20 protein-coding genes and 3 pseudogenes are annotated in these 25,540 nt (G+C 40.2%); 22 read left to right on the top strand and 1 reads right to left on the bottom strand.

The genetic code is table 11. The features are described 5' to 3' along the window. Positions 1-151: 151 nt before the first annotated feature. From AAC155_RS15135 to AAC155_RS15225, 19 genes and pseudogenes are all read left to right on the top strand, one after another. Positions 152-1,375, top strand: a complete 1,224-nt coding sequence (locus AAC155_RS15135; protein ID WP_113043157.1) for a tail fiber protein — start codon at positions 152-154, stop codon at positions 1,373-1,375. A gap of 63 nt (positions 1,376-1,438) precedes the next feature. Further along, positions 1,439-3,088, top strand: coding sequence for a contractile injection system tape measure protein (locus AAC155_RS15140; protein ID WP_113043158.1), 1,650 nt, complete (start codon positions 1,439-1,441; stop codon positions 3,086-3,088). Between the two features lie 9 nt (positions 3,089-3,097). Next, on the top strand, positions 3,098-5,164 hold the full coding sequence (locus AAC155_RS15145) for an ATP-binding protein (protein ID WP_113043159.1): 2,067 nt from the start codon (positions 3,098-3,100) through the stop codon (positions 5,162-5,164). A 24-nt stretch (positions 5,165-5,188) separates the two neighbouring features. Beyond that, positions 5,189-6,091, top strand: a complete 903-nt coding sequence (locus AAC155_RS15150; protein WP_113043160.1) for a DUF4255 domain-containing protein — start codon at positions 5,189-5,191, stop codon at positions 6,089-6,091. A gap of 65 nt (positions 6,092-6,156) precedes the next feature. Continuing rightward, positions 6,157-7,095, top strand: a complete 939-nt coding sequence (locus AAC155_RS15155; protein WP_113043161.1) for a hypothetical protein — start codon at positions 6,157-6,159, stop codon at positions 7,093-7,095. Between the two features lie 292 nt (positions 7,096-7,387). After that, positions 7,388-8,251: a cytotoxic necrotizing factor Rho-activating domain-containing protein gene (locus AAC155_RS15160; RefSeq protein ID WP_158536579.1), complete on the top strand. Its 864-nt coding sequence runs from the start codon at positions 7,388-7,390 to the stop codon at positions 8,249-8,251. Between the two features lie 173 nt (positions 8,252-8,424). Next, on the top strand, positions 8,425-8,703 hold the full coding sequence (locus AAC155_RS15165; protein WP_113043163.1) for a type II toxin-antitoxin system TacA family antitoxin: 279 nt from the start codon (positions 8,425-8,427) through the stop codon (positions 8,701-8,703). Positions 8,704-9,156: 453 nt separating this feature from the next. After that, positions 9,157-9,606, top strand: coding sequence for a phage tail protein (locus AAC155_RS15170; protein ID WP_113043164.1), 450 nt, complete (start codon positions 9,157-9,159; stop codon positions 9,604-9,606). Further along, positions 9,581-10,057 (top strand): annotated as a pseudogene (locus tag AAC155_RS15175) (phage tail sheath family protein); the annotation flags it as partial. The gene AAC155_RS15170 and the pseudogene AAC155_RS15175, both read left to right, overlap by 26 nt. Positions 10,058-10,120: 63 nt before the next feature. After that, on the top strand, positions 10,121-11,296 hold the full coding sequence (locus AAC155_RS15180) for a phage tail sheath family protein (protein ID WP_113043165.1): 1,176 nt from the start codon (positions 10,121-10,123) through the stop codon (positions 11,294-11,296). Positions 11,297-11,331: 35 nt separating this feature from the next. Then, positions 11,332-11,790, top strand: a complete 459-nt coding sequence (locus AAC155_RS15185; protein ID WP_046975700.1) for a phage tail protein — start codon at positions 11,332-11,334, stop codon at positions 11,788-11,790. Next, complete coding sequence (locus AAC155_RS15190; protein WP_113043166.1) at positions 11,787-11,966, top strand: DUF5908 family protein; 180 nt, start codon at positions 11,787-11,789, stop codon at positions 11,964-11,966. The genes AAC155_RS15185 and AAC155_RS15190 overlap by 4 nt, the downstream gene beginning before the upstream one ends. After that, positions 11,953-12,636 carry a CIS tube protein gene (locus AAC155_RS15195; protein WP_046975698.1) on the top strand — a complete coding sequence of 228 codons (684 nt, stop codon included), beginning with the start codon at positions 11,953-11,955 and terminating at the stop codon, positions 12,634-12,636. Before AAC155_RS15190 ends, AAC155_RS15195 begins: the two co-directional genes overlap by 14 nt. Beyond that, positions 12,633-14,234: a phage baseplate assembly protein V gene (locus AAC155_RS15200; RefSeq protein ID WP_113043167.1), complete on the top strand. Its 1,602-nt coding sequence runs from the start codon at positions 12,633-12,635 to the stop codon at positions 14,232-14,234. The genes AAC155_RS15195 and AAC155_RS15200 overlap by 4 nt, the downstream gene beginning before the upstream one ends. Positions 14,235-14,246: 12 nt before the next feature. Next, positions 14,247-14,693: a GPW/gp25 family protein gene (locus AAC155_RS15205; protein WP_113043168.1), complete on the top strand. Its 447-nt coding sequence runs from the start codon at positions 14,247-14,249 to the stop codon at positions 14,691-14,693. Continuing rightward, positions 14,690-14,938, top strand: a pseudogene (locus AAC155_RS15210) (hypothetical protein); the annotation flags it as partial. The gene AAC155_RS15205 and the pseudogene AAC155_RS15210, both read left to right, overlap by 4 nt. A gap of 58 nt (positions 14,939-14,996) precedes the next feature. Continuing rightward, positions 14,997-16,591, top strand: a pseudogene (locus AAC155_RS15215) (hypothetical protein); the annotation flags it as partial. 2,155 nt (positions 16,592-18,746) lie between these two features. Continuing rightward, entirely contained in the window at positions 18,747-18,971 is a 225-nt protein-coding gene (locus tag AAC155_RS15220) for a hypothetical protein (RefSeq protein ID WP_315901984.1), read from the top strand. 165 nt (positions 18,972-19,136) lie between these two features. Next, complete coding sequence (locus tag AAC155_RS15225) at positions 19,137-20,261, top strand: phage tail protein (protein ID WP_113043169.1); 1,125 nt, start codon at positions 19,137-19,139, stop codon at positions 20,259-20,261. 24 nt (positions 20,262-20,285) lie between these two features. Here the strand turns inward: AAC155_RS15225 and AAC155_RS15230 are convergent, their stop codons facing one another. After that, positions 20,286-20,444 carry a hypothetical protein gene (locus tag AAC155_RS15230; RefSeq protein ID WP_158536580.1) on the bottom strand — a complete coding sequence of 53 codons (159 nt, stop codon included), beginning with the start codon at positions 20,442-20,444 and terminating at the stop codon, positions 20,286-20,288. Positions 20,445-20,467: 23 nt separating this feature from the next. Here AAC155_RS15230 and AAC155_RS15235 point away from each other — a divergent pair, with 23 nt between their 5' ends. From AAC155_RS15235 to AAC155_RS15245, 3 genes are read left to right on the top strand one after another with little or no spacing between them, the layout of a single operon-like run. After that, complete coding sequence (locus AAC155_RS15235) at positions 20,468-22,420, top strand: contractile injection system tape measure protein (protein WP_113043170.1); 1,953 nt, start codon at positions 20,468-20,470, stop codon at positions 22,418-22,420. A 9-nt stretch (positions 22,421-22,429) separates the two neighbouring features. Next, the gene (locus tag AAC155_RS15240) at positions 22,430-24,514 is read left to right on the top strand and encodes an ATP-binding protein (protein ID WP_113043171.1); all 2,085 of its coding nucleotides are present in this window, start codon (positions 22,430-22,432) and stop codon (positions 24,512-24,514) included. Between the two features lie 21 nt (positions 24,515-24,535). Beyond that, complete coding sequence (locus AAC155_RS15245; RefSeq protein ID WP_113043172.1) at positions 24,536-25,438, top strand: DUF4255 domain-containing protein; 903 nt, start codon at positions 24,536-24,538, stop codon at positions 25,436-25,438. The last annotated feature ends 102 nt before the right edge of the window (positions 25,439-25,540 follow it).

Raw genomic sequence — 25,540 nt, forward strand, 5'->3', positions numbered from 1 at the left:
ATAGAAACTAATTTATCCAATATAAAAACGAATTAATATAGCACCACAAAAGGCTTATTTTAAGATTAAATATCTTTTTATGCTTAATTATACAGAAACATCTACAAGATATTTAAATCATAATAATTTAACATCACATAGGATGATAAAAATGGAAAAAAAATCTAATCTATCTAATGCAAAATCCAATATGGAAAATATCAAATCAAATGGCCCATCAGCAGATGATTTAAAAAGACGCTTTAAAGAAGGCAGTATTCCATTACAAACCGATTATGCCGATCTGATTAATATTGCTGATATGGGTCGCCGGGCTGTTGGTAAAGCTCCGGGTCAAACGGATAACCCAAATTCAGCCCTGAAACTGGATAATAACGATGCACTAGCAGTAAAACTTAACGACAACGGCGGTTTAAAGGCAGATGAAAATGGATTAAGTGTAAAAATCAAGAATAAAAGCCTGTTAGCTGATAATAGCGGATTAGCAGTCAATGCTGGCAGAGGATTGAGAATTAACAACGACAAACTTGAAGTCGGTAATTATCACGGTATTGAAATAGTTAATGAAGGTGTAAAAGTTAAAGCTGGTGAGGGAATTAAGGTAGACGATAAGGGTGTCAGTTTGAAAATGGGAAAACCTATCAACGTAGCCTATTCTCCATTAATATTAGAACCTAAAAATGATGTTTTATCTGTAAAGATGGGTGATGGTTTGGTTGACAGAGACAATGGAATATCAATTTGCCATGGTAATGGCATTGATGTAGGTTACGATTATGTGGCTGTCAAAGCAGGTAATGGTATTACCGTTGATTCCAATGGTGTCAGTATTGATCCCACTAAAGTACTTCCCAGAGGAATGATTGTGATGTTTTCTGGTGATAGCGCTCCTACTGGATGGGCTTTCTGTAATGGTAATAATGGAACCCCAGACTTAAGAAATCGTTTTGTCATGTGTGGAAATGATTTTTCTGATAAAGGAAAAAGCTATTATTGTGCCGGAGGTAGAGGTGATAAAAAAGAATATCCCCAAAATACAAAATCAACTCAAGTTTCTGTCACTGTTAATGTGCAAAATACAACATTAACAGAGTCACAAATACCTAGTCATAAACATATTGGAGGTATGGCTTATCGGTATGGTGATGGAATAAGATATAATTATTCACAATGGTGGAGCCAAACAAAAGAAATAAATAATCACATTAATTCTGGAATAATGACTGAAGATAGTAATCCTTATTACGCATACACATCAGACACAGGGGGAGGACAAGGACATAATCACCAAGCAACAGCATCATCCCCTTCACATTATCATAGCGTTGATGTAGTTCCACCTTATTATCTATTAGCCTTTATTATGAAACTTTAATTTCATTCCACGAACACAGATTTAAATTACCTATTATTTACTCATTACCAAGGATATATTAATATGACTTCGGAGCCAAATCTGTTAAACCGGATTACCATTACTATTTCAGCTAATAATCAACAGCTAGCTAAAAAAGTATTGCATGGCTCCGTGCTTAATCAGGCCAATATAAATCAATTACTTAATTCATACTTTGATGAATATAACATTTATCAGGATATCTCTTTAGAGAAATTAACTCTGGACCTTGGTGAAATAAGTTTCCATGACTTTAATTCATTATTCCCTGCTCGCCTCAAGGTTGAGCTGAATAAAGCACTTAACCAATATCAGATAAACAACCATCAGGAAGAAACTCTACTGAATAAACCAACATTTAATAAATTTACCGATAATTCTTCCGCATTCTGCGATAATTATTTAATTGATGCGGAGAATTTCATTCATTTTTTATATCAAAAAGATTCCCAACCAAATACACTAGAGACAATAACACATAATAAAGACATTCATATTAATAAACTCATTCACCAATTAACACAGATAGAGAACAAATGGATATTGCTACTGGCAAAAAGCTGTCTATCTGAACACGGTATACAACGACTTTTGGCTATCAAACAACCCGCTTTATTCATTGCCATTAACCGTAGATTATCCGAAAAAGTAAACAAACCACAACATCAGGAGGAGCTTGCCTCCTCCGCACAACTGATACTCAACGCTTTGGAATATCTACAGCGGCATAATATTCAGGAAATACCTAAACCCGATGCTAAAATCATTTCACGTATTATCACTGAACTTAATAACGGCGTACTTAATACCGATCCTATTATTAAGCTATTTCGCCAAGCTATGAGCCAAAACACGCCATTAAATAGTTGGCTAAAACAACTCTGGCAAACCATTTCTGTTTCACAGCTTTGCCAAAAACATCTGTCGGTTGAGGAATACCAATATCTATTGGAATGCTTTATGCCAAGCCGCATAGATAAAAATACACCCGGTAAAAAATCAGCCACGAATAATGTTAATTTTTCAGACGTTCAGCAACATCAATCTCTGGTAAATCAGAAGGTCATGACCGAAGATCAGAAAATACTATCAACATCAGATAATACACATATTACAAGCAATAGCCGCAATCAACTTCAAACTATCAACAAGCCACAATCTGAATCGGTTTTATTACCAGAAAAAACCGTTCCATATCAAATCAGTAATGCCGGAATATTAATTCTCTGGCCGATGCTACCCGCGTTGTTTAATCAACTTGGTCTACTTGAGGGGAAAAAGTTTATCCATCGTCAAGCCCAATACCATGCTGCTAATTTCCTTGATTATCTGATTTGGGAAACCGAAGAAACATCGATAGAACGTAATAGACTCAATAACGTTCTATGTGGATTAATGGCTGATGAAAACAGTGAATCAATCTTGCTTGAACCAGAAAAACAATTAATCACCTCGCAATGGCTGGATACCATTATTGCTCAACTTCCCGGCTGGAAAAAATTAAGCGGCAATGATGTCCGCCAATTATTCTTACAACGACCGGGTGAATTATTAGCAAATGAGCAAGAAATTAAAATCACCATCCAGCAACAGCCATTTGATGCATTGCTGACTGAATGGCCGTGGCCATTAAATATCGCCAAACTTCCCTGGCTGGATCGCTCTTTATTAATCGACTGGCAAAATATTTAACAGGTTTATATGAATTCTCTACTTAAAAACAACCATTACATGGCAACAGAATTACGCTGGATTTATCCCCATCTGGAACGTATTGATCTGCGGTTACAATATTACTATTACCAAAATAGAGAAAAATACGATTATTTACCGGAGAGTTTTCTCCTTACCGAAAATGAATTAAAGCAACGTCTGGCAAAACCACAAGGCATTCCCCATTGGGTCACCAAACAGGATGATATTATTAATTCCCCTGAAATCGACGAAAACCCCAATGCATTATCACAATTAGTTGAACGTTTTGATCTCACTGAATTTGAACAAGATGCTTTATTGTTAGGTTTATTACCCCATTTTGATAGCCGGTATCATGCATTATTTGCTGCTCTGCACGGTAATAGTAAAAAGCAGTGGCCTAGCTTTAACTTAGCCATTGAATTATTTAGCCAACGCCAAAGTGATCGGCAATTACAACAAAATAGCTTTCTACCGCAAACACTGTTAATCAGTCATCAACTATTACGGCTTAATAACCACGAAGAGTCTATTTGGTTACAAACTCAATTTCTAACTCACAGTGCTGTCTGGCATTTCTTATCAGGCCAACGGGTTATTTTACCCCCCCTGACAACTTGTGCTTATTGGCATTCTCCTGCCTCACACTGTTGGTATCCACAATCCCTTTACTCTTCACTTGAAAAGATATTATTAAATAAAACCGATGAACTACGCCCGCTAGTCATACTCAGAGGAAAACAAGATAGCGCCAGAGAATTAGCGGTAAGCAATATTATGGCATTTCATGATATCAGTACATTAACTCTAGACTTAGCTCAACTGCCGGAGGAAAATAACCCTAACTCGCTGATAGATGCAGTACGGGAAGCACGATTACATGATGGCTGTTTATTAATTCGCAACTTTTCTTTGCTCAAAGATGAAAAGAAAATATTGCATAGCGAATTCTCCACTTTATTGAATCAACCCAAATTACGCGTGGTTTGTCTGGTAGAACCACAAGATTCATTAGTGTGGATTAAACACTTACCAGTAGTGCAAATTAATATGCCAGCCCTGACTCTGGCAGATAAAAAAACCATGCTGGAAGCCAATTTATCGGATAATATCGCCCAGAAAATAAATATTACTCAATTATGCCAACGTTTTTCATTTACCGCAGAAACATTACCGCAAATCCTTAAAGAAGCGAATCAATACCAAATACTCCGACAACCGGAAGGCCAATTGGAAGAAATCGATCTGCGTAAAGCATTAAGTTTCCGTGCTCAACAGAATTTCGGTAAATTAGCGCAACGAATAACCCCCAAACGCAGCTTTAATGATTTAGTCATTTCAGACACATTAGCGCAACAATTAAAAGAGATTATTGCCGCCATTCATTACCGCGACCAAATTCTGGCTACCGGATTTCAGGAAAAAATCGGTTATGGCACCGGTATTAGCACACTATTTTATGGAGAATCAGGTACCGGCAAAACCATGGCCGCCGAAGTGATTGCCGGGCATCTTGGCGTTGATTTGATTAAAGTGGATCTCTCTACCGTGGTGAATAAATATATCGGTGAAACGGAAAAAAATATCTCCCGTATTTTCGATCTGGCCGAAGCAGATTCCGGCGTGCTATTTTTCGATGAAGCGGATGCGCTATTTGGCAAACGCAGTGAAACCAAAGATGCTCAAGACCGACATGCTAATATTGAAGTTTCTTACTTATTACAGCGATTGGAAAATTATCCGGGATTAGTGATTTTAGCCACCAATAATCGTAGCCATTTAGACAGCGCCTTTAATCGCCGTTTTACCTTTATTACCCGTTTTGCTTATCCTGATGAAACATTACGTAAAAAAATGTGGCAAGTCATTTGGCCGGAAAAAATTAAATTATCCGATACCATTGATTTTACCCATTTGGCTAAACGAGCTGATTTAACCGGGGCTAATATCAGAAATATTGCGCTATTAGCATCAATGTTAGCGAAAAATGACCACTGTGAACAGATCGAAAATAAACATATAAATCGAGCCGTTACACTCGAACTCAATAAAACTGGCCGATTGGTTTTTTAAACATTTAACAAAATTGGAATAAACATGACAACCCTAATTGCTTCTGACAATGCGATTATTGAAGTAAATAATGTATTAAATACTGTTTTATCCCAGTATCTAAATATCAATGGCAATAAAATTGATATCCGCTTTGATCTACCCGAAATTAATTCTATTCAATCGGAACCGACGGTCAGTGTATTTCTTTATGACATCAATGAAGATTTACAATTACGTTCTGCCGAACCAAGACGTTATAACCCAATGACCAGCACATTATTACCGGGTTGGGTCAATATCAATTGTAACTATTTAATTACTTACTGGGATGCCAGTAAACCATCAAGCGACAGTTCAAACCCGGATAGCCAACCCAATAATCAAGCGGCGCAAGTGATGACTCGTGTTCTAAATGCATTAATTAACAACCGTCAATTAACCGGCATTCCCGGTGCCTATACTCGAATTATTCCCCAACAGGAGAATTTAAATAGCTTGGGTAATTTCTGGCAAGCTCTCGGTAATCGCCCTCGCCTATCTCTAATGTATTCCATTACCGTACCGATGAAACTGCAAAATATTAAAGACAATATTACACCAATTAACCACATTTCCGCTTCTGTAGATCAAAAACCCAACCTAAATAATTCACAAATCAACCAAGCTCTGGTAGATAAATTATGTGCCGATTTAGGTGGTACAGAAGATGCTCGTCTTGCTTTGGCTAAAGTTAATCTGATTACTGAATTCGCTACAGTCAATAATGAAAGTCAGGAAAACAAAAATATAACACTTGCTGTTTCAGGCATTACCTATTCAAATTATTTACCACAAATAAAAGATATTCTTTCAAAATGGCAAAATAGCCAGAGTACTGTTATTGAAATAAATGGCGTCGGTATTATTATCTCCAAAGAAAATTCTGAAAAATTAATTGGTATTTAATTTTATTTCCATTCAATCATATGATAATAAAATAAATCCCTCACCAAAAACTAACAGGTAATAATATGCCAAACAGCAAATATAGTGAAAAAGTTAACCATTCAGGAAACAGATCGAAAAAATATTCGACACATTCTAACCAATATAATATGAATAGTTGCACATTGGGATTAGGATTAGATTTACCGTTAAAGAAAAAATTAAGAACAGGGAATGAACGAAATATAAAAGGCGCACAACCTTTTATTCCATCCCCCGCGAAACAAAAACAATATAGCGCCAATTCCATAGCAATGTCTGATATATTAAGTGAAAGCGCACTGACTTCACAACCGATTATTACCGATTTAATTAATCCGCAAAAAATAAAAATGTCAGAAGGAGTAAAAGATATTTTAAATAACAAAGAAGGAGGCGGAGATCTGGTGTTCAAGGCACTACAAATTAAACCATCGGATGAAACTCTGCCATTCAACGCATTAAAAATTGTCGATACCTATCAAGAAGAAATGCCGGATAAAGAGATGTCTATTTCAGCTTATTGGGCACCACAAGGAGGATATGTTGATATCCCGGTACAACCCAATCTCAGTCGCCATCCACAATATGTATTTACCCCAAATTTCAGTGGATGTTCATTTGTGGTCGATAAAATGAATAAAGATACTCTCCGGGTTCGGCACGTACAAGGTGGTCAAGAAGACGTTGAATATAATAATCAAAATATTGATCACGGGATGGGTATGATTACGGCAATGGAATTCCGCGATTATGGATATCACGAAGCTGATGACAAAGTTATGGAAAATACCTATGGTTTTGCATTCTTAAAATTTAACCCAGAGGAAAATCAATGGCAACTTCACTATCAGAAAATAGCCGCAGCCCCTAATATCATAAATATAAAAACTAAATCTAGTTGGTTGCCATTCAATAAGCCCTCAATTGAAGCAAACACCTTTACCTCCAAAGATATGAAAGTCTCTGGGTATTATTGGTGGTAAAAATAAGACAAATCTGAAAATAGATCTCAATTAAATACCTACTCTTCAAATTTATGATTAAATACATATACCCTATGGATTTCAAACTCATAGCATCAGATCATCTGAATAATTATTTTCAGATAAATCTTAAACGTAGCAAATTTAATTAATTATACCCTATGGATTTCAAGATGCATCGCGACGGCAAGGGAGTGAATCCCCGGGAGCATAGGTAACTATGTGACCGGAGTGAGCGAGTGCAGCCAACAAAGAGGCAACTTGAAAGATGACGGGTATAGAGGACTTATCAATGTTCAAACACTCTACCGAAGACAGCAAACTTAATAAAGGGCATATTTCCCCGCTAAAGAACAAGGGATTATTAGTGGGTAGCGATAATGTCCCAATCGACATACCGGTGATAGCGCATCGTTATGACAGCCATCAGCAGTTTACTCAGGCGAGACCTTGGGAAAATAGTGACTCTGGTCAGGAGAATCCTTTTCATGATGTTATTATGGGATTTCGTGGTGACCAAGTAACCTCTTCAGAATCGGGGTCAGGAACAATAGGAAAGCATTGGGGAAAAAATAGATTAGGCCGCAATATTACCGGCATTAATGTGGTCAATGGCGCATCGGGAACTGTGGGAATAAAAATTGCCTTGCGAGATATTCGGCCTGGGTATCCGGTCATTGTCACGTCCGGGGCATTAAGCGGTTGTACTATGGTGTATGCCGTGAAGGATAATTATTTCTTTGCCTATCATACGGGCCAAAAACCGGGTGATGATGAATGGAAAACCGGCCAAGATGGCGTTGTTACTACCGGTCAGAGTCACAAAGCCCTTTTATCGGATGGCAAACCGATTGCGGTTAACCAACAAAATAACGATTTAGTGAATATTTTTGCAGAGTATGATCAGAGCGTTATTACCTATATGGGAAAACAGGCGGTTGTGATTGATAATACCGCAGAAAATGTCAGTGTTTTTAACTACGATGAAATCAAGCCGGGAAGACCGGTTATTCGAGTCGGCTATAGCTATGCACTACTGGCTAATGATAACGGCAAGGTGAACGTCAAAGTATTATCGGAGGATGCTATCGTTTCACCTGGTAAAGACGGTAATAGTATTGAGGTTATCAATTCACTCAAAAAACGGTTGTTATAGTCTGCCAGACGTGACATTCACCTGGAATATGCGGAGTCTGATCAATAGCCGTCGCAGTTGTGCTAAAAACATTTGTATTTGACACTCATCATGTACACTTTGAAAGTGTACTGATGTTATATACCCACATCTAATGTACTATTTTAATGCGTACAAAATGGAGAACTTCAATCATGCCTCAAATCCCAGTAGAAACCAATGACCGTATATCGTTGCGTATTGCCTCTGAAGAAAAATCACTGTTGATGCGTGCAGCAGCCATACAACACACCAATCTGACCGAATTTGTGATCCGCAACGTCGTCTCGGCAGCGCGGAAGATTATCGATGAGAACGAACGGCTTGAACTGACAGAGAAAGACAGTTTATATGTACTGGACCTTTTGGATAATCCACCGGCTCCCAACAATAAGCTCATGGCTGTTGCCTTTGCTTTGCCGGAACTGCCATGACGTTACATAGCGTCAATTGTACCAAAATGAAATAGTGATATACCCTATGGATTTGAAGTATTAATCCAGATTAAAGTTACGGGCGTTTTTATTTCCCTGTTTATAGAAATCAATCAAGATATGCTGATGCATAAAATTATCAAAACCTGCTATATCAATTAACAATCTTTATTATTATTAATTGATAATCGCACTTGGAAATTCCGTATCTATAATTATTTCGTTTCACGAGAGGTGATTTAAATAATCGTCAAATAACTACCTAGCACATTGAGGCTATTTTACTTGGCCTTTTTGTAATGAAGAGAAATAGGCTTTAAATTATTTTATATAAAAAATAACCTCTCTAAATCAGGTTGTTGCGGTAGCTATACCCAATCGTTAGGTACTAAGGAAAACAAAATAATAGACGTTTTCCTTATATTTCAAATGTAAACAATCAAGGAAAAAATCATGGCTATAACTCCAGAACAAATTACTGTTGACTATCCCATTCCTGCTTATCGGTTTGTTGTCTCTATTGGTGATGAGAAGATCCCTTTTAACAACGTTTCCGGGCTCGATATTTCTCATGACGTCATCGAATATAAAGATGGTACCGGTAATTACTATAAAATGCCGGGCCAACGTCAATCGATCAATATTACCCTGCGTAAAGGAGTCTTCTCCGGCGACACTAAGCTTTTTGACTGGATTAATTCTATTCAACTTAATCAAGTTGAGAAAAAAGATATCGCCATTAGCCTGACCAACGAAGCCGGCACCGAAATTCTAATGACCTGGAATGTGACAAATGCCTTCCCAACGTCATTCACCTCCCCTTCTTTTGACGCCACCAGCAATGATATTGCCATTCAAGAAATCGCGCTGGTCGCGGATCGAGTCACCATTCAAGCACCTTAATAGATCGACAATAACGACCTATCCCGGCGTTTATATTGAAGAAGATGCGTCACTATCGCTCTCTATCAGCCACGGGAACACCGCAATACCTGTTTTTATTGGCCGCTTCCAGCCTAAAAAAACCAGCGCAACACCAAAAGCGATACGTGTTAGTAGCTGGCTGGATTTTACCAATCTGTTTAATGTCGGTTGTATTACGTCAATCGCCATCACATCGACCAAACCAACGCCACCGCCTCCCACTCCGCCTTCCGGGAAAGTTGTGGGCGATACAACAGTTGTTGCTACAACCAATATCGCTCTTAACGCGGGTGATACAAGCTCCGGTTACAATTACGCTGTAGCTGTCGGTACCTACACAACAAGTAGTGATGCGGTAAAACTTTATTTTCAAAATGGCGGTGGACCTTGTTATATCCTGCCGGTTGCGAATCCCCAAGATACTGCCACTTCCAGTAATCGTACTGAGACGCGGTTAAACACCGCGTCTATTCAGTCGTTAAGGAGACGATAAATGGAGATAACACAGCCGAGCGTCACCGTCACAGAAAACCTGATATCCCCAAAGCAAGATGACACGTTTATCGGTATACCGGTTTTTATTGGTTATACCTTATCGATGGTCAATAAAACGGCTATCAAACTTAACAGTCTGGCCGATTTTGCCCGGTCATTTCCTGAGTCAGGATTAATGTACTATTCCGTGCGCCATTTCTTTGAAAACGGCGGTCAACAAGCTTATGTGCTGTCACTGGGTACCGAAAAACAATTGAGCGATTTTCCGTCATTGATCACCGCTCTGCAACAAGCGTGGCTGACACAAACGATTTCCGCAGAAAACGACATTACCCTGATTATCACCCCGGATGTTATCCGCTTTAATCAGACAGATATTTCCTATACTCAAAGAGATCTCTGGTTACAATTTTGGCAATCGGTACTCAATCTTTGCAAGAGCCGACGCGGTATCATCGGGTTATTGGATGCCCCGGACAACCCCACATTAGCCGCTGAATGTTTAAAACAGTTTTCTTCCGCAGATCAACAATGGGGTGCCGTATACTGGCCGCGACTAAAAAGCGCCTATCAGGATAATGCGCAAAATCCTATCGTACTTTCACCGACCGCCGCAGTGGCTGCCGTCATCCAGCGCAACGATAATCAACAAGGCGTATGGACCGCTCCGGCCAACATCGCGTTAGCCAAAGTGATTAGCCCGGTACGCGCTTATATTGAAGCGAATGCATTCTTTAACCCGGATGGCGCCTCGTTGAATCTGGTCCGCAGTTTTCCCGGCAAAGGCATCAGGATCTGGGGATGCCGAACTTTGGACAACACCCCCGGTTCCCTCTGGCGTTATATCCAGATCCGTCGTCTGGTTTCTTATATCGAAACCCATATGACTCAACTCGGCCGGGCTTTCGTTTTTGAACCCAATAACGCCATCACCTGGATGAAGTTTAAAGGGCAAGCCTATAACTGGCTGCGCCAGTTATGGTTAAACGGCGGGCTACGAGGAACCCAAGAAGATCAAGCGTTCAAGGTGTTATTGGGTGTGGGTGAATCAATGAGTGAAGCCGATATACAGGCCGGAAAAATGATCATCAAAATCAGCCTTGCGGTCTTAATTCCAGCAGAATTTATTGAGCTAAACCTGACATTCGATACCTATATCGGTATCACCCGCTAAGTTAAACAGAGGCAAAAGTTAAACAGAGGCAAAATATGAACAACCTCTACACCCCGGCAGTGTCGCACCGTTTTATCGCCAGTTTTCTTTTTAACAACATTCCCAGCCCGCTGGATATCGCCTTTCAACGGATATCGGGCCTGAGCCGTGAGTTGCAAACTAGCCAACACAGCCAGGGCGGGGAAAACGCCAGAAATACCTGGCTGGCCGAAAAAATCCAACATGGCAGTCTGATGTTAGAGCGTGGCGTGATGACAGTGACCCCCCTCACATTGGTGTTTGATCGTGTCCTGCGTGGCGAAAAAGCGGTCTATGCCGATGTCGTGATTATGTTACTGAATGAAAATTCATTACCCGTGGCAAGTTGGACATTAAGCAACGCGCTACCGGTGCGCTGGTCCACCGGCGACTTTGACGCCAATAGCAACGCCGTTTTGGTGAATTCACTTGAGTTGCGTTATCAAGATATGCGCTGGTTAGGAGTGAAAATATGACCGTCGAAATTAAGCAGCTGATTATTCAGGCCAAAGTCACTGATCCCGAGCGTAATCCCATCACGCCGCCGTCATTAGCCCAAGAGACGCTGGATAACGCCCGCCTGATCGAGATAGTCAAACGGGAAGTGTTAGAGGCGTTGCGTGAAACAGGAGGCTATCATGAGCTTAATTGAACGCAGCCTGTCCAAACTCACCCTGACCGCCTTTAAAGACCGGGAGGGGAAAATCTCCGTAGGCAGCTTACAGGCGATGTATAACCCTGATGGGATTCAGCTCGATTATCAAACCCGCTACCAACAGGATGCAAGCGTTAACAATACCAGCCAAAGCAGCCGCTATGTACTATCACAACCCGCCGGTTTGACGTTAGTCCTGCTATTTGACGCCACTATGCCGGGCAACACTATCCCGGTAGAAACCCAACTCGCAACCCTGAAAGCCCTGTGTACGGTGGATGCCAGCACCAACGTGCCCCACTTCCTCAAAATCAAATGGGGCAAAATGCGTTGGGAAAACAAAGGTTATTTCGCTTGCCGGGCCAGTGATCTCACCATCAATTACACCCTGTTTGATCGGGACGCCACTCCGCTGCGAGCCAGCGCGACTTTATCGCTGATCGCGGATGAAAGCTTTGTTATTCAAGCCACTGAACAGCAGTTAAAATCACCGCCGATCACCGCAGTCAGCGTGACCGATATGCTCTCTCTGCCGTTAATCGCCTTAGGCGCCGGGGCTTCTCTGGCAGGCGGCATTGATTACCTCACCCTCGCCTGGCAAAACAATCTGGATAATCTTGATGATTTCACCCCCGGGCAAACGCTACAGGCACAGGGGGACGCATGAAGATACCGGTGATAGAGGTTAAAATAGCGGGAAAAACACTCAGCCAATTTTCTGTCATTAGTCTGACCGTAAACCACCAAATCAACGGTATCCCCACAGCCAATATCACGCTTAGCGTAGCCGGTGACGCCAACGCGATTTTTGCCACCAAAGCGCAAGCTGAACTCACAAGCTGTCGGCCCAATCAAGAACTGATCGTGCAACTGCAAAAAACCGTGTTGTTTAAGGGGATCATTGTTCGGCAAGCGCTTAAGTTCAAAGGTCAGGACAGTCTGGTTACCCTAATAGCGAAACATCCACTGCAAAAACTCACTGACAATTTCCATTCACAGCTATTCAGCCAACAAAGTGACGAAGCCATTATCAGAAAACTATTCAGTCAGGCGGGTATACCGGTCACGATAAAACAGGCACCTCAGCTTAAAACTGAACATGAGCAGATGGTCCAGTTTCGCTGCCATGACTGGAAATTCTTAAAAAACCGGCTGGCCGCTACCAATATCTGGTTATTACCCGGTAACGAGACGGTCACGCTGACGACGCCAGAATCACTTAATCAATCAACCATGCACACCATTAAACAACGTGCCAGCGATCAAGACACTGTGCTGTTTGAGGCAGATCTGCAATGGGATAACCGGCACAGCCCCAAAACGGTGAGCGTACAATCCTGGGATATCGCACAACAAAAACTGTCTCAAGCCACTCAGGCAAAAAACAGTCGGCTTGGCAGTGGTCAACTCGCGCCAGACAGTCTGGCAACCTTAACTGATCAGACATGGCAATGGGTTTTTAGCTATCCGCAAGATAATGAACAAGCCAAATACCTTGCTCAAGGCATGATGAATAACCTACGCAGTCATAACGTCTCCGGCAATGTTGAAGTTGCAGGGAATAGCCGCTATCAACCGGGGGATGTTCTGACGTTAAGCGGCTTTGGTCAGGCAATGGATGGTAAAAGCGTTATCACCGGCGTCAGTCAGACCATCAATCAGCGGCAAGGCTGGCGCACCCGGTTAACTCTGGGCCTGTTGCCGGAAACAGAACCGCCTGTTCCGCAGGTTAAAGAACTACATGTGGGGATTGTGGAAAAATACCAACAAGACAAGCAGTCACTGGACAGAATTCCGGTCAGGATACCGGCGTTAAACTTAACCAACAGCGTACTTTTTGCCCGACTGGGTAAACCTTATGCCAGTCATGAAAGCGGGTTCTGTTTCTACCCGGAACCGGGGGATGAGGTGATTATCGGTTTCTTTGAATGCGATCCCCGCTTCCCGGTGATATTAGGCGCTATGCACAACCCGAAAAATAAAACACCAATAGAACCCAGTGAAAAAAATCCAATAAAAACCCTGATCATTAAACAAGGGGATAATCAACAAGCATTAGTGTTCAATCATCAAGATAAAATCGCCGCCCTTAATAGCGGAAAACATGCGTTATCACTGCAACAGGATAAAGATATTACGATAAATTCAGCGAAGAATATTATCACCAAAGCTCAGGAAATTAACCTACAGGCTGAAAAATCCCTGTCAGCCACTGGAAAGTCCGGCGTCGATATTAAAGGTGCGAAAATTAACTTAACACAATAATAGGACAGCGAAATGACAAACAACATATTAGCCGATATTTATGGCCGGGGTTGGGCTTTTCCGCCACAGTTTTTTATTAAAGATAATACGCATCCAGAAATACCTACCGGAGTCCAAATGGCATCAGGTGCAGAGAATGTTCGCCAAAGCATGAAAATTCTTTTTCTCACTGAACCCGGTGAACGCATTATGCGTGAAGATTACGGTTGTGGCCTGAATGATTATCTGTTTGCCAATATTAATGATGCACTGATAGCAGAAATCCAAACTCGAATTGAAGAACGGGTACTGCGCTATGAACCGCGCGCGCAAATCACGATGATTCAGGTAAATCAAAGAACAGACTTACCCAATACCCTGCATGTTCAGGTGACTTACGCCCTGAGAGGCAGCGAAATCAACCAACAAATTGATGGCATCCTTGAGGTTAGCGAAGGCCAGGTGTGGGTGAACCTATGAGTAAACAATGTGTGGTGGATGGCGACAATCTGCTATTTGAACCGTTATTCGGCAACCGGCAAGTCACCCTTCTGGGACCGGCAACCATTAGAGGCAGTGGGCACGCCCAGATCCAAGGCAAAAAGATCGCCATTGTGGGTGACGAAAAAAAGGTCCAATTTCAAGCGCAATATATTACTCCGAGCCACCCAATACCCGGTATGGGAATGGTCACCATTGCTCAATTGGATGCCAGCCAATATATCGTCAGTGTCGGATAAATAACCTTTTCAACCTTATTTTTAAATAACAGGTGGTATAAATATGGGACAAGCCGAGTTAGATAATAAACTCTCCGCTATCGTGCCAAATACTGCTTTTAAACTTGATGAAAGAAGTACGCTGGATATTTTAAACTGGCTTAAAAAATACGCCGCCATCATTCCTTTCGATCAAGATAAAAAACAGTTCTGGGACAGTTTTTACTTTATTCAGGCAAATAATCCTCAGCAATTAGCTTGTATTTACCAACAAGTTAATCAAGCCAATGGCCTTTTACCGCCACATCAGGCGTTTATATTGGCTTTTTTAAAACTATTAGAAACAACCAAACGCTTATTAAACACTTTCCCAGCGCGACACCGTGATCTTTATTATCGAGAATTACTGGGACTAAACCCCAAAAACGCCCAAGCGGATAGCGTTGCCATCAGCGTTAGCCTGAATACGGATAACGCAGAATTTCTGGTAGCACAAGGCACGCTGTTTGATGCCGGGCAAGATAGCGCCGGTAATTCGTTACAGTATGCGTCAGTGCGCATAGAATTGACTGAACAAGATTTTATGCACACCCAATACTGGAAAGATCCGACCGGTAAAAATTTACCCTACACCCCACAAATCAGTGCGTTGCAAATCATATTCAGCGCTAAAGTAAAAACTGAGCAATACACCGTTTATCCCCTGACGCCTTTTGGTTGGGGAAACCCAAACGCAGAACTCCCTTCATTCGCCAATGACACACTCTATTTGGGCTTCACCAACGTGTTACCGGGACAAACCTTATCCCTATACTGGCAATTGGTCGGTACTCAAGAACTCACGCTATCTTGGTCTTATCTGAATCAACAAAACATCTGGCAACCATTAAATCAACTGGTTCATGATCAAACTCATAATCTGTTTGACCGGGGGATATGGAGTACATTATTGCCACAGGATGCATCAAATCAAGCAGCCTTGATGCCGGCAGGACGATACTGGCTGAAAACAGAGATAACTCAGCAGACCGCCCCTCAAGATTACCCAAGAATGCAAGGCATACTGTACAACGCCACCACCGCCACATTAATCAACCCGGCAGGCATTGAAAATGATCACTTTATCAATGGCTTGGTTGCCGACAGTATCAAGCAGACAGTCAGCACATCCGCCGCCATTAGCCGTGTGACGCAACCTTGGGCTTCCTGGAATGGGCGTCCGAAAGAAACAGAACCCGCGTTTCTCACACGAATTCCACCTCGGTTGTCCCATCGTAACCGTGCTTTAAGTTGGAATAACATTGTCACGCTACTGAAAGAGAATTTTACGAGTATATTTGATGTCAAATACCCTTCCGCCAATGAATTAACCAAAATCCCGGCCCCGGAAACGCAACAACTGATTGTGATCCCTGACAGTCGTTACAAAGACAACGATGATGCACTGCGCCCGATCCTGAACCCGGCCCGACTGGCAGAAATGGTCCACTGGATAAGTCAACTCAGCAGTCCCTGGACCACCCTCAAAATCGACAACCCCACCTATGTTGACGTGCTGATCAGCTATCAACGGTGTTTGTCACAGGGGTTAATCCTGACTATGGCCGTCATCAGTTACAGCAGGAACTCAGCCGAAAATATATGCCGTGGGCAGAAGATTATCGCCGCGCCTTACTGGATTTGCACAGTAGCGATAACAATAACGACAACAATGCAGATTATTTTTTCTTTAACGATGTACAGCTAGTTCGTGAGCCTGAAAGCGAACGCTATGAATACTGGTATAACAAACAGAAACGTGAATATAGTTTTATTAAAACGCCAGATAGCCAACAATTAACGCTGAGAGGCAATTACTGGCTTTATCTACTTCCTAGTCGGGAAACTGAGATCAATAAGACATTAGTGCAGCAAAGTCTGACGGCTTTCTTAAAAAACAACCGTAATCTGGGGGAATCCGTCAGTAAAATTATCTGGCTACAACCCACGGATTTCTTATTGCAGCTTAATATTGAGCTGGATGATGATGTGAGAGATATTGATGACATCTTCGCCAAAGTCTATATGACAACCGCACAGACGGTACTGGCAACACCATTACGTTATACCACTCAAGCCATGAAAGAATCAGGCTACAGCAATGAAGAAATATTCGCGGGACCTTATTTACATCACGGCTGGATACCTGAATTACCCGCAGCCAAAGATTACACCAAGCCGACAGAATTAAAGCTCAGCCATTTGGCTAATCGTTTATTGGCTATCCCGGGGATACAAAGTATTACCCGATTAGCATTAGGCCAACACGATGAAAACATTTCTCCGCTGGTGGACGATAATTGGTCCTGGACAATCACTCAAGGATATTATCCCAGGCTATGGGGTAACGATCCCTTAAGCTTAATTTCCTCACCAGCAAGCCCACTCATTATTACCGCCAAAGGTGGAGTAAAAGTCGCTGTTTCTAAACAAGATATAGCGAGCAAAATTATTGCTGAGCCATTGATTGAGACACAGGCCGAATTATTAAACTGGGGCAAACATCGTAAAGTTTTGGATTACTATCCAGTCAGCAATAAATTACCCGCCTGCTATGGATTACAGACCTACGCCGAGACTCAACAGCAAGTACACTTGCACCAATTTATGTTGCCGTTTGAACAGATGCTGGCTAACGGCTGCGCCGAACTCGACCTTTTACCGAAATTACTAGCCTTTAAACAACGGGGAAATGCAATATACGGTATACAATGGCCTTTTAAAGCCAATACTGTCGGTCAGAAAGTCCATCAGGAAATCATGCCTGATATAATCAAACAACTAAATAATGACTCCCAAATTATTATTAATAATGGTAACGGTATCCATCCACAAAATTATGCAAAAGAATTATCAATCCTGAATGACTTATTGGAATATTTTGGTACCCATCGCGCGGCCAGACCACTCACTCTGGATTCATTGGATTTTCTCTCTACTCAGCGCGGTTATTTGGCTCAACAACCTGAATTGACCTACCAGCGTAATAATATTCGTATTGATAAAGTGTCAGCGCTGCAAAAACGAATTGCCGCCCGTATTGGCTTAGGTGGAGAGTGTTTTAAAGACAACCCCAACTTGGCTAATTTGCCTTTCTATCTGATTGAACATCGTCAGCTATTACCGGTAAAACCTGACAAAAAATTCGATAGTGAGCAAAAGCCCGATAATCTGGCAATAAACAGTGAAACCAATGCTAAAAATCATCAATTAGTCATTACCCAGAAAGGAACGGCAGGCCAATTATTGCATGGTCAAGTGATTAATCTAATTATTATTGAGGGCGACAGAAAATTCACATTACGGGGCCAAATGATCACCGATATTACAGGAGACGCCTTCTCGCTTGACACCCGTAATAGCACTGATCTAGAGCGTAATTTAGACCGTGTGAAAACCACGTTTGAACAAGGTAATTTACGCTGGTGTAATAGCCCGGTATGGATGGAAGATATGGATTATCAACTGGTTTATGCCAGTGAGACATATCAAACGGGAACAGAAGATGAACGCTGGATCACCTCCAGCACCCAAAGTCCCTTCCCTGCTATGATCGAAGAACATGATGAAATCACCCTGAAATATGTCATTACCCCCGATAGGCCGCCGACAACAATATTAGCTAACAGTGATTCTCCCGCCGGTTATGAACTTAAAGCACAGGTAGTGAAGTTCGATAGTATTCAAGGCCGAATATTACTTAAAAAAATATCCGGCCAACAATATGATTTCCCGAAACCAGAAGATGCATGGCGCTATCGTTGGTATTTTTCCAATGAAAAATACGCGTTGGCAGAACAATGGCGCTCCCTTGGGTGATGAAGCCTATAATATTTTAGAAACCTTAACGTTAGGACGTCTACCTTCAACGGCAACGGGTACAGGTAATATGCGCATTGCCACCGAACAGCAGCGCAAAGAGGTTATTGGCGACTCTGGAACTGAATGGAACGAAAAGGTAATAGAAGATAATCAGTTACTATATGTACCAAAAATTTAAATTAATACTACATTTGAGTAAACATAATAGCAAAAATAGATTAGTTGAATAATATCGATTTCAGAGTTAAATAAAATATTCTCCCTGATTGCCATTTCATTATACGGCAATATTGACAGGATATTTAAAACAGAATAATTCAATATTATATACAAGGTCATTAAAATGGAAAAAAAACATAATCTGTCTACTTCGCAATCCAATACAGAAAATACCAATCCTAAATCAATAGGACCTTCAGCAGATGAACTAAAAAATCGTTTTAAAGAAGGCAGTATTCCCCTACAAACCGATTATTCAGACCTGATTGATATTGCTGATATCGGTCGCCGGGCAGTAGGCAAAGCACCGGATCAGACGGACAATCCAAATTCAGGGCTAGAACTGGATAATAATCATGGATTATCAGTGAAAACTAACCCTACCGGCGGTATTTCCGTTGATTCGAGTGGCATAGCTGTTAAATGTTGGCCGAGCGGTGGTATTACAGTCACTGACGGTTCTGGTCTTTATTTAAAATTAGCAGGGGGCAATACCGGTAATGGTTGGAGTGGTGTAAGTGGATTAAGCTTGGGTTCAGACGGTGTAAAAATTAAGGCAAATAATGGCATTAATGTTGATGGTAGTGGTGTCGCTGTAAAAGTCAAAGATAAAAGCCTACTGACTGACGCTGGTGGATTAGCGGTAAATACCGGCAGGGGGTTGTGGATTAATAACGATAAACTTGAAGTGGATAATCATGACGGGATTGAAATAGTTAACGAAGGTGTAAAAGTTAAAGCAGGTAACGGTATTAATGTTGATAGTAATGGTGTCGCTGTAAAAGCCAAAGATAATACAATAAACGTCGAATCTACAGGGATATCAGTAAGACTTGGTTGGGGAATAAAAATAGGTGATGGATTAGATGTTAAGGCCAGCAATGGTATTCACGTTGATAGTAATGGCGTCTCTGTAAAAGCTAAGGCTGGTAATGGTATTAAAGTAGACAGTGATGGCGTAAGCATTGATATACAATCAATTGCATCAGCACTCGCTGACCTAATTATTCCACCAGGAACAATTGTGCCATTTTATGGCAATTATAATAGTCCCCCTTCTGGTTGGGTATGGTGTGATGGAAGTAATGGCACGCCTGACTTAAATACTAATAGTAATCATCATGACTCAGTTGACTATATTAATTTAATTTCAGGTGGGGGAGATAAAAGGACTAATTATTGGCAGTTAGATTATGGAACACATGTAGCAGCAAATATATATTTTATGAGATACATTATGAAAAAATAAATTAGTTAATCATAGTGATATATTCTATATAAAACCCACCTCACATTTATTATACCCGTCATCTTTCAAGTTGCCTCTTTGTTGGCTGCACTCACTCACCCCGGTCACATAGTTATCTATGCTCCCGGGGATTCGCTCCCTTGTCGTCGCGATGCATCTTGAAATCCATAGAGTATATATCAATTCACGACAGAGGAAATATTAATATGCCTAAGGAGCCAAATCTGTTAAACCGGATTATCATTACTATTGAGGCTAATAATCAACAGGTGGCTAAAAAGGTATTGCATGGCTCCCTGCTTAATCAAACTGATATCAATAAGTTATTTAACACATTCTTTACTCAACATCCCATTAATCAGGATATCTATTTAGAAACATTAACTCTGGATCTTGGTGAAATAAATTTACATAACTTTAATTCACTATTCCCTGTAAAGCTTAATACTGCACTAAATAAAGCATTAAGCCATTATCAAATTAATCATCAGGAGAAAAAAACACCCCTAATAGAATCAAAATCGCAAAAAATAACCAACAAACCTTCTTTATTATATGTCAACAATTCAATTAATGTTGAAGATTTCATTCATTATTTAAATCAAAAGAATTCCGCATTGAATTCAATAGAGATTAAAACTCATCATCAAAATATTGACATCAATATCCAAGAATTAGTTAATCAATTAGCTGGAATAGAAGATAAATTAGCTTTATTTTTAGCAAAAAGCTGTTTATCTGAACCAAGTCTACAACGGTTATTAGCGCTCAAGCAACCCACTTTATTAAGCGCTATTAACCACAAACTATCCGAAAGGATAAACAAATCACAATATTTGGGGGAGCCTGCCTCCCCCGGACAACTAATACTCAATGCGTTGCAATATATACAGCTAAATCATACACAGGAGATACCTAAACTGGATGCGAAAGTGCTATCACATCTCACCACTGAATTAGATAATGGTACACTTAATGCAACATCTATTATTACGTTATTTCGTCAGATTATCACTCACAATATTCCATTAAATAATTGGTTAAAACAGTTATGGCAAACTATTACTGTTGCAACATTCAGTAAAAAATATCTATCAGCTAAAGAATATCAATATTTATCTGAGCATTTTATTTCAAATCATATGAATAAAGATATACTCAGTGAAAAATTAATTGTTACTAATCATAACAACGTTAATACTCAGGAAAATCAATATTTACCTGAGCATTATTTTTCAAATCATATGGATCTCGGTAAGAAATCAATTATTACTAATTATGACAACATTAATACTCAGGAAGATCAATATTTACCTGAGCATTATTTTTCAAATCATACGGATAAAGATATACTTGGTAAAAAATCAATTATTACCAATCATGACAGCATCAATATTCAGGAAAAGCAATATTTACCTGAACATTTTATTTCAGACCATGCAGATAAAAACAAATCTAATAAGAAATTAGTCTTTACTCACGTTGACATTCAAAATATTCATAAATATCAACATTCGACAAATCAAGAATTAATATCAAAAAACCATAAGATATCAGCAGCATCAAATAATCTATCTGTTAAAGATAATAAATGTAGCCAATTCCGAACTATCAGAAAAGTACCGCCTGAATCAACTTTATTATCCAGACAAATTCTTTCATATCAGGTGAATAACGCTGGAATATTGATTTTATGGCCGATGCTACCCGCATTATTTAATCAACTGGGCTTACTTGAAGAGCAAAAATTTATTCATCGTCAAGCCCAATTTAGCGCGGTTAATTTCCTTAACTATCTAATTTGGGGAAACGAAAAAATACAGACAGAGCAAAATATATTGAATAACGTTCTGTGTGGATTAATGGCTGACGAAGTGATTGAATTAACCCCTCTTGAACCAGAAAAACAATTGATCATAGATCAATGGCTAGATGCCATTATTAGCCAACTTCCCGGCTGGAAAAAGTTAAGCCGCAATGACGCTCGTCAGTTGTTTTTACAACGGCCCGGTGAATTGCTGATAAATGAACAGGAAATCAAAATCATGGTAGAGCATCAGCCGTTCGATATGCTATTAACCGATTGGCCGTGGCCATTAAATATCGCCAAGCTTCCCTGGCTGAATCACCCTTTAAAAATTGACTGGAAAAATATTTAGAAGGTTTATATGGACTACCTACTCACAAATAACCCCTGTAACGGAGCTGAATTACGCTGGATTTATCCCCATTTTGAACGTATCGATCTGCTATTACAGCAATACTATTATCAAAAGGGAGATCAGTACGATGCATTACCGGAAAGCTTTTTACTGACCGAAGAGGAAATAGAACAGTGTTTAATATCACCGCAAGGTATACCTCATTGGCTGGCTACAACGAATAATCCTATTCTTCATCCAGAAATCGAGGCAAGCCCTGCCCTTGATGCATTATCATTGTTGGTCGAACGTTTTGAACTGACTGAATTTGAGCGTGATGTTTTATTATTAGGTCTATTACCCCATTTCGATGGCCGTTATCATGCATTATTTGCTACTCTAAATGGTAGCAGTAAAAAACAGTGGCCCAGCTTCGCTTTAGCCATTGAATTATTTAGCCAACGTCAAAGTGATCGGCAATTACTGCAAAATAGCTTTTTACCGCAAACACCGTTAATCAGTAACCAATTATTACGACTCAATAATCACGAAGAATCTATCTGGTTACAAACGCAATTTTTAACTCACAATGCGGTCTGGCATTTTTTATCGGGACAACGAACCCTTTTATCCCCCTTGATAACCTGTGCTAACTGGCAAACACCTGCCTTACATAACGGGTATCCGCAAACCCTTTATCACTCATTTGAGAAGATATTATTGAATGAAACCGACAAAATACGACCATTAATAATACTCAGAGGTAAAGAAGGCAGCGCCAGAGAATTAGCGGTCAGCAATATTATGGAATCTCATGGTATTCATACCTTAACGCTTGATTTAACCCACCTAATCGATGAAGAAAATACAACCAAAATATCCGGCCTGCTGGCGGATGCAATACGAGAAACCCGGCTACATAACGCTTGTTTATTAATTCGCAATTTTTCTTTGCTCATAGAAGAAAAGAAAATATTACACCGTGATTTATCTATTTTACTGAATCAGCCAAAATTACGCGTAGTTTGTCTGGTAGAACCGGGAGAGGCATTCATCTGGATTAAACACCTGCCAATAGTGCAAATTAATATGCCCGTTGCAACATTGGTGGATAAAAAAACCTTGCTAAAAGCAAGTTTACCGGAGAGTATCGCTCAAAAAATTAATATTACTCAGCTATGTCAGCGTTTTTCATTTACTGCGGAAACATTACCGCTCATTGTTGAAGAAGCTTATCAATATCAAATGATCCGACAACCAGAAGGCCAATTGGAAGAAATCGATCTGCGTAAAGCATTAAGTTTCCGCGCTCAACAGAATTTCGGTAAATTAGCTCAGCGAATAACGCCCAAACGCAGCCTTAATGATTTAGTCATTTCAGACGTATTAGCGCAACAATTAAAAGAAATTATTGCCGCCATTTATCACCGTGATCAAATTCTGGCTACCGGCTTTCAGGAAAAAATCGGTTATGGCACCGGTATTAGTGCACTATTTTACGGAGAATCGGGTACCGGTAAAACCATGGCCGCTGAGGTGATTGCCGGACATCTTGGCGTTGATCTAATTAAAGTCGATCTCTCTACCGTGGTAAATAAATATATCGGTGAAACCGAAAAAAATATCTCCCGTATTTTCGATCTGGCCGAAGCCGATTCCGGGGTACTATTTTTCGACGAAGCCGACGCCCTATTTGGCAAACGCAGTGAAACCAAAGACGCCCAAGACAGACATGCTAATATTGAAGTTTCTTATCTGCTACAACGACTGGAAAATTATCCGGGATTAGTCATTTTAGCCACCAATAACCGCACCCATTTAGATAGCGCGTTTAACCGCCGTTTTACCTTTATTACCCGCTTTACTTACCCTGATGAAGCATTACGTAAAAAAATGTGGCAAAAAATTTGGCCTAAGCAACTAACATTGTCCAACGAAATTGATTTTGAGCATCTGGCTAAACGATCCGATTTGACCGGAGCGAATATTAGAAATATTGCTCTATTATCATCACTATTATCCGCAGATGATAACTGCAAACAAATCGAAAATAAACATATAGATCGAGCCGTGATACTTGAATTAAATAAAACGGGCCGATTAGCTTTTTAAAAAAATAGAATAGGAACAAATATGACAACCATCATTGCTTCTGACAATGCGATTATCGAAATTAATCAAGCATTAAATACTATTTTATCTCAATATTTAGATATTTCCGGTCAGAAAATTAATATTCGTTTTGATCTACCTGAAATTAACTCTATTCAATCGGAACCGACGGTCAGTGTATTTCTTTATGATATACATGAAGATCTACAATTACGTTCTGCGGAACCAAGACGTTATAACCCGATGAGCAGCACATTATTGCCGGGATGGGTCAATATCAATTGTAATTATTTAATTACCTACTGGGATGCGAGTAAGCCCTCTAGTGATAGCTCCAGCCCGGACAGTCAACCCAATAATCAAGCCGCACAAGTGATGACACGGGTTTTAAATGCATTAATCAATAATCGTCAATTAACCGGTATTCCCGGTGCCTATACCCAAGTTATTCCCCAGCAGGAAAACTTAAATAGTTTAGGTAATTTTTGGCAAGCTCTTGGTAATCGCCCTCGCCTCTCTTTAATGTATTCCATTACTGTACCGATGAAACTGCAAGATATTAAAGACAATATTAAACCAATTAGCCAAATATCCACTTCTGTGGTTCAAAAACCCAGTCTGGATAATTCACAAATAAGCCAAGCTCTGGCAGATAAATTATGTGCAGATTTAGGCGGTACCGAAGATATTCGCCTTGCCATAGCTAAAGTGAATCTGATAACCGAATCCACAACAGATAATAATTATAATCAGGAAAATGAAAGTGTTATTCTTGAAGTTTCGGGTATTACTCTCTCAACCTATTTAGCTAAAATAAAAGATATTCTTTCTACATGGGTAAATAGCCAAGAAATCGTGGTTAAAGTAAATGGGACAGGTATTATTATCGCTAAAGAAAATTCTGATAATTTAATGTCAATATAAAATTATACAGATAATAAATCAAACTAATAATAAAGGATTTATAAATATGCCAAAATATTCTAATTCTCAGAGAATACCCATACAGAATAGTAAAAATAGCCG

The sequence above is a fragment of the Photorhabdus sp. HUG-39 genome (assembly GCF_963878365.1).
In the GTDB taxonomy this organism is placed as follows: Bacteria; Pseudomonadota; Gammaproteobacteria; order Enterobacterales; family Enterobacteriaceae; genus Photorhabdus; species Photorhabdus kayaii.

Excerpts from the sequence above, each read along its gene's own strand:
- AAC155_RS15135 (WP_113043157.1), top strand. The coding sequence starts at position 152 with ATGGAAAAAAAATCTAATCTATCTAATGCAAAATCCAATATGGAAAAT.
- AAC155_RS15140 (WP_113043158.1), top strand. The coding sequence starts at position 1,439 with ATGACTTCGGAGCCAAATCTGTTAAACCGGATTACCATTACTATTTCA.
- AAC155_RS15145 (WP_113043159.1), top strand. The coding sequence starts at position 3,098 with ATGAATTCTCTACTTAAAAACAACCATTACATGGCAACAGAATTACGC.
- AAC155_RS15150 (WP_113043160.1), top strand. The coding sequence starts at position 5,189 with ATGACAACCCTAATTGCTTCTGACAATGCGATTATTGAAGTAAATAAT.
- AAC155_RS15155 (WP_113043161.1), top strand. The coding sequence starts at position 6,157 with ATGCCAAACAGCAAATATAGTGAAAAAGTTAACCATTCAGGAAACAGA.
- AAC155_RS15160 (WP_158536579.1), top strand. The coding sequence starts at position 7,388 with ATGTTCAAACACTCTACCGAAGACAGCAAACTTAATAAAGGGCATATT.
- AAC155_RS15165 (WP_113043163.1), top strand. The coding sequence starts at position 8,425 with ATGCCTCAAATCCCAGTAGAAACCAATGACCGTATATCGTTGCGTATT.
- AAC155_RS15170 (WP_113043164.1), top strand. The coding sequence starts at position 9,157 with ATGGCTATAACTCCAGAACAAATTACTGTTGACTATCCCATTCCTGCT.
- AAC155_RS15180 (WP_113043165.1), top strand. The coding sequence starts at position 10,121 with ATGGAGATAACACAGCCGAGCGTCACCGTCACAGAAAACCTGATATCC.
- AAC155_RS15185 (WP_046975700.1), top strand. The coding sequence starts at position 11,332 with ATGAACAACCTCTACACCCCGGCAGTGTCGCACCGTTTTATCGCCAGT.
- AAC155_RS15190 (WP_113043166.1), top strand. The coding sequence starts at position 11,787 with ATGACCGTCGAAATTAAGCAGCTGATTATTCAGGCCAAAGTCACTGAT.
- AAC155_RS15195 (WP_046975698.1), top strand. The coding sequence starts at position 11,953 with ATGAGCTTAATTGAACGCAGCCTGTCCAAACTCACCCTGACCGCCTTT.
- AAC155_RS15200 (WP_113043167.1), top strand. The coding sequence starts at position 12,633 with ATGAAGATACCGGTGATAGAGGTTAAAATAGCGGGAAAAACACTCAGC.
- AAC155_RS15205 (WP_113043168.1), top strand. The coding sequence starts at position 14,247 with ATGACAAACAACATATTAGCCGATATTTATGGCCGGGGTTGGGCTTTT.
- AAC155_RS15220 (WP_315901984.1), top strand. The coding sequence starts at position 18,747 with ATGAAAAATACGCGTTGGCAGAACAATGGCGCTCCCTTGGGTGATGAA.
- AAC155_RS15225 (WP_113043169.1), top strand. The coding sequence starts at position 19,137 with ATGGAAAAAAAACATAATCTGTCTACTTCGCAATCCAATACAGAAAAT.
- AAC155_RS15235 (WP_113043170.1), top strand. The coding sequence starts at position 20,468 with ATGCCTAAGGAGCCAAATCTGTTAAACCGGATTATCATTACTATTGAG.
- AAC155_RS15240 (WP_113043171.1), top strand. The coding sequence starts at position 22,430 with ATGGACTACCTACTCACAAATAACCCCTGTAACGGAGCTGAATTACGC.
- AAC155_RS15245 (WP_113043172.1), top strand. The coding sequence starts at position 24,536 with ATGACAACCATCATTGCTTCTGACAATGCGATTATCGAAATTAATCAA.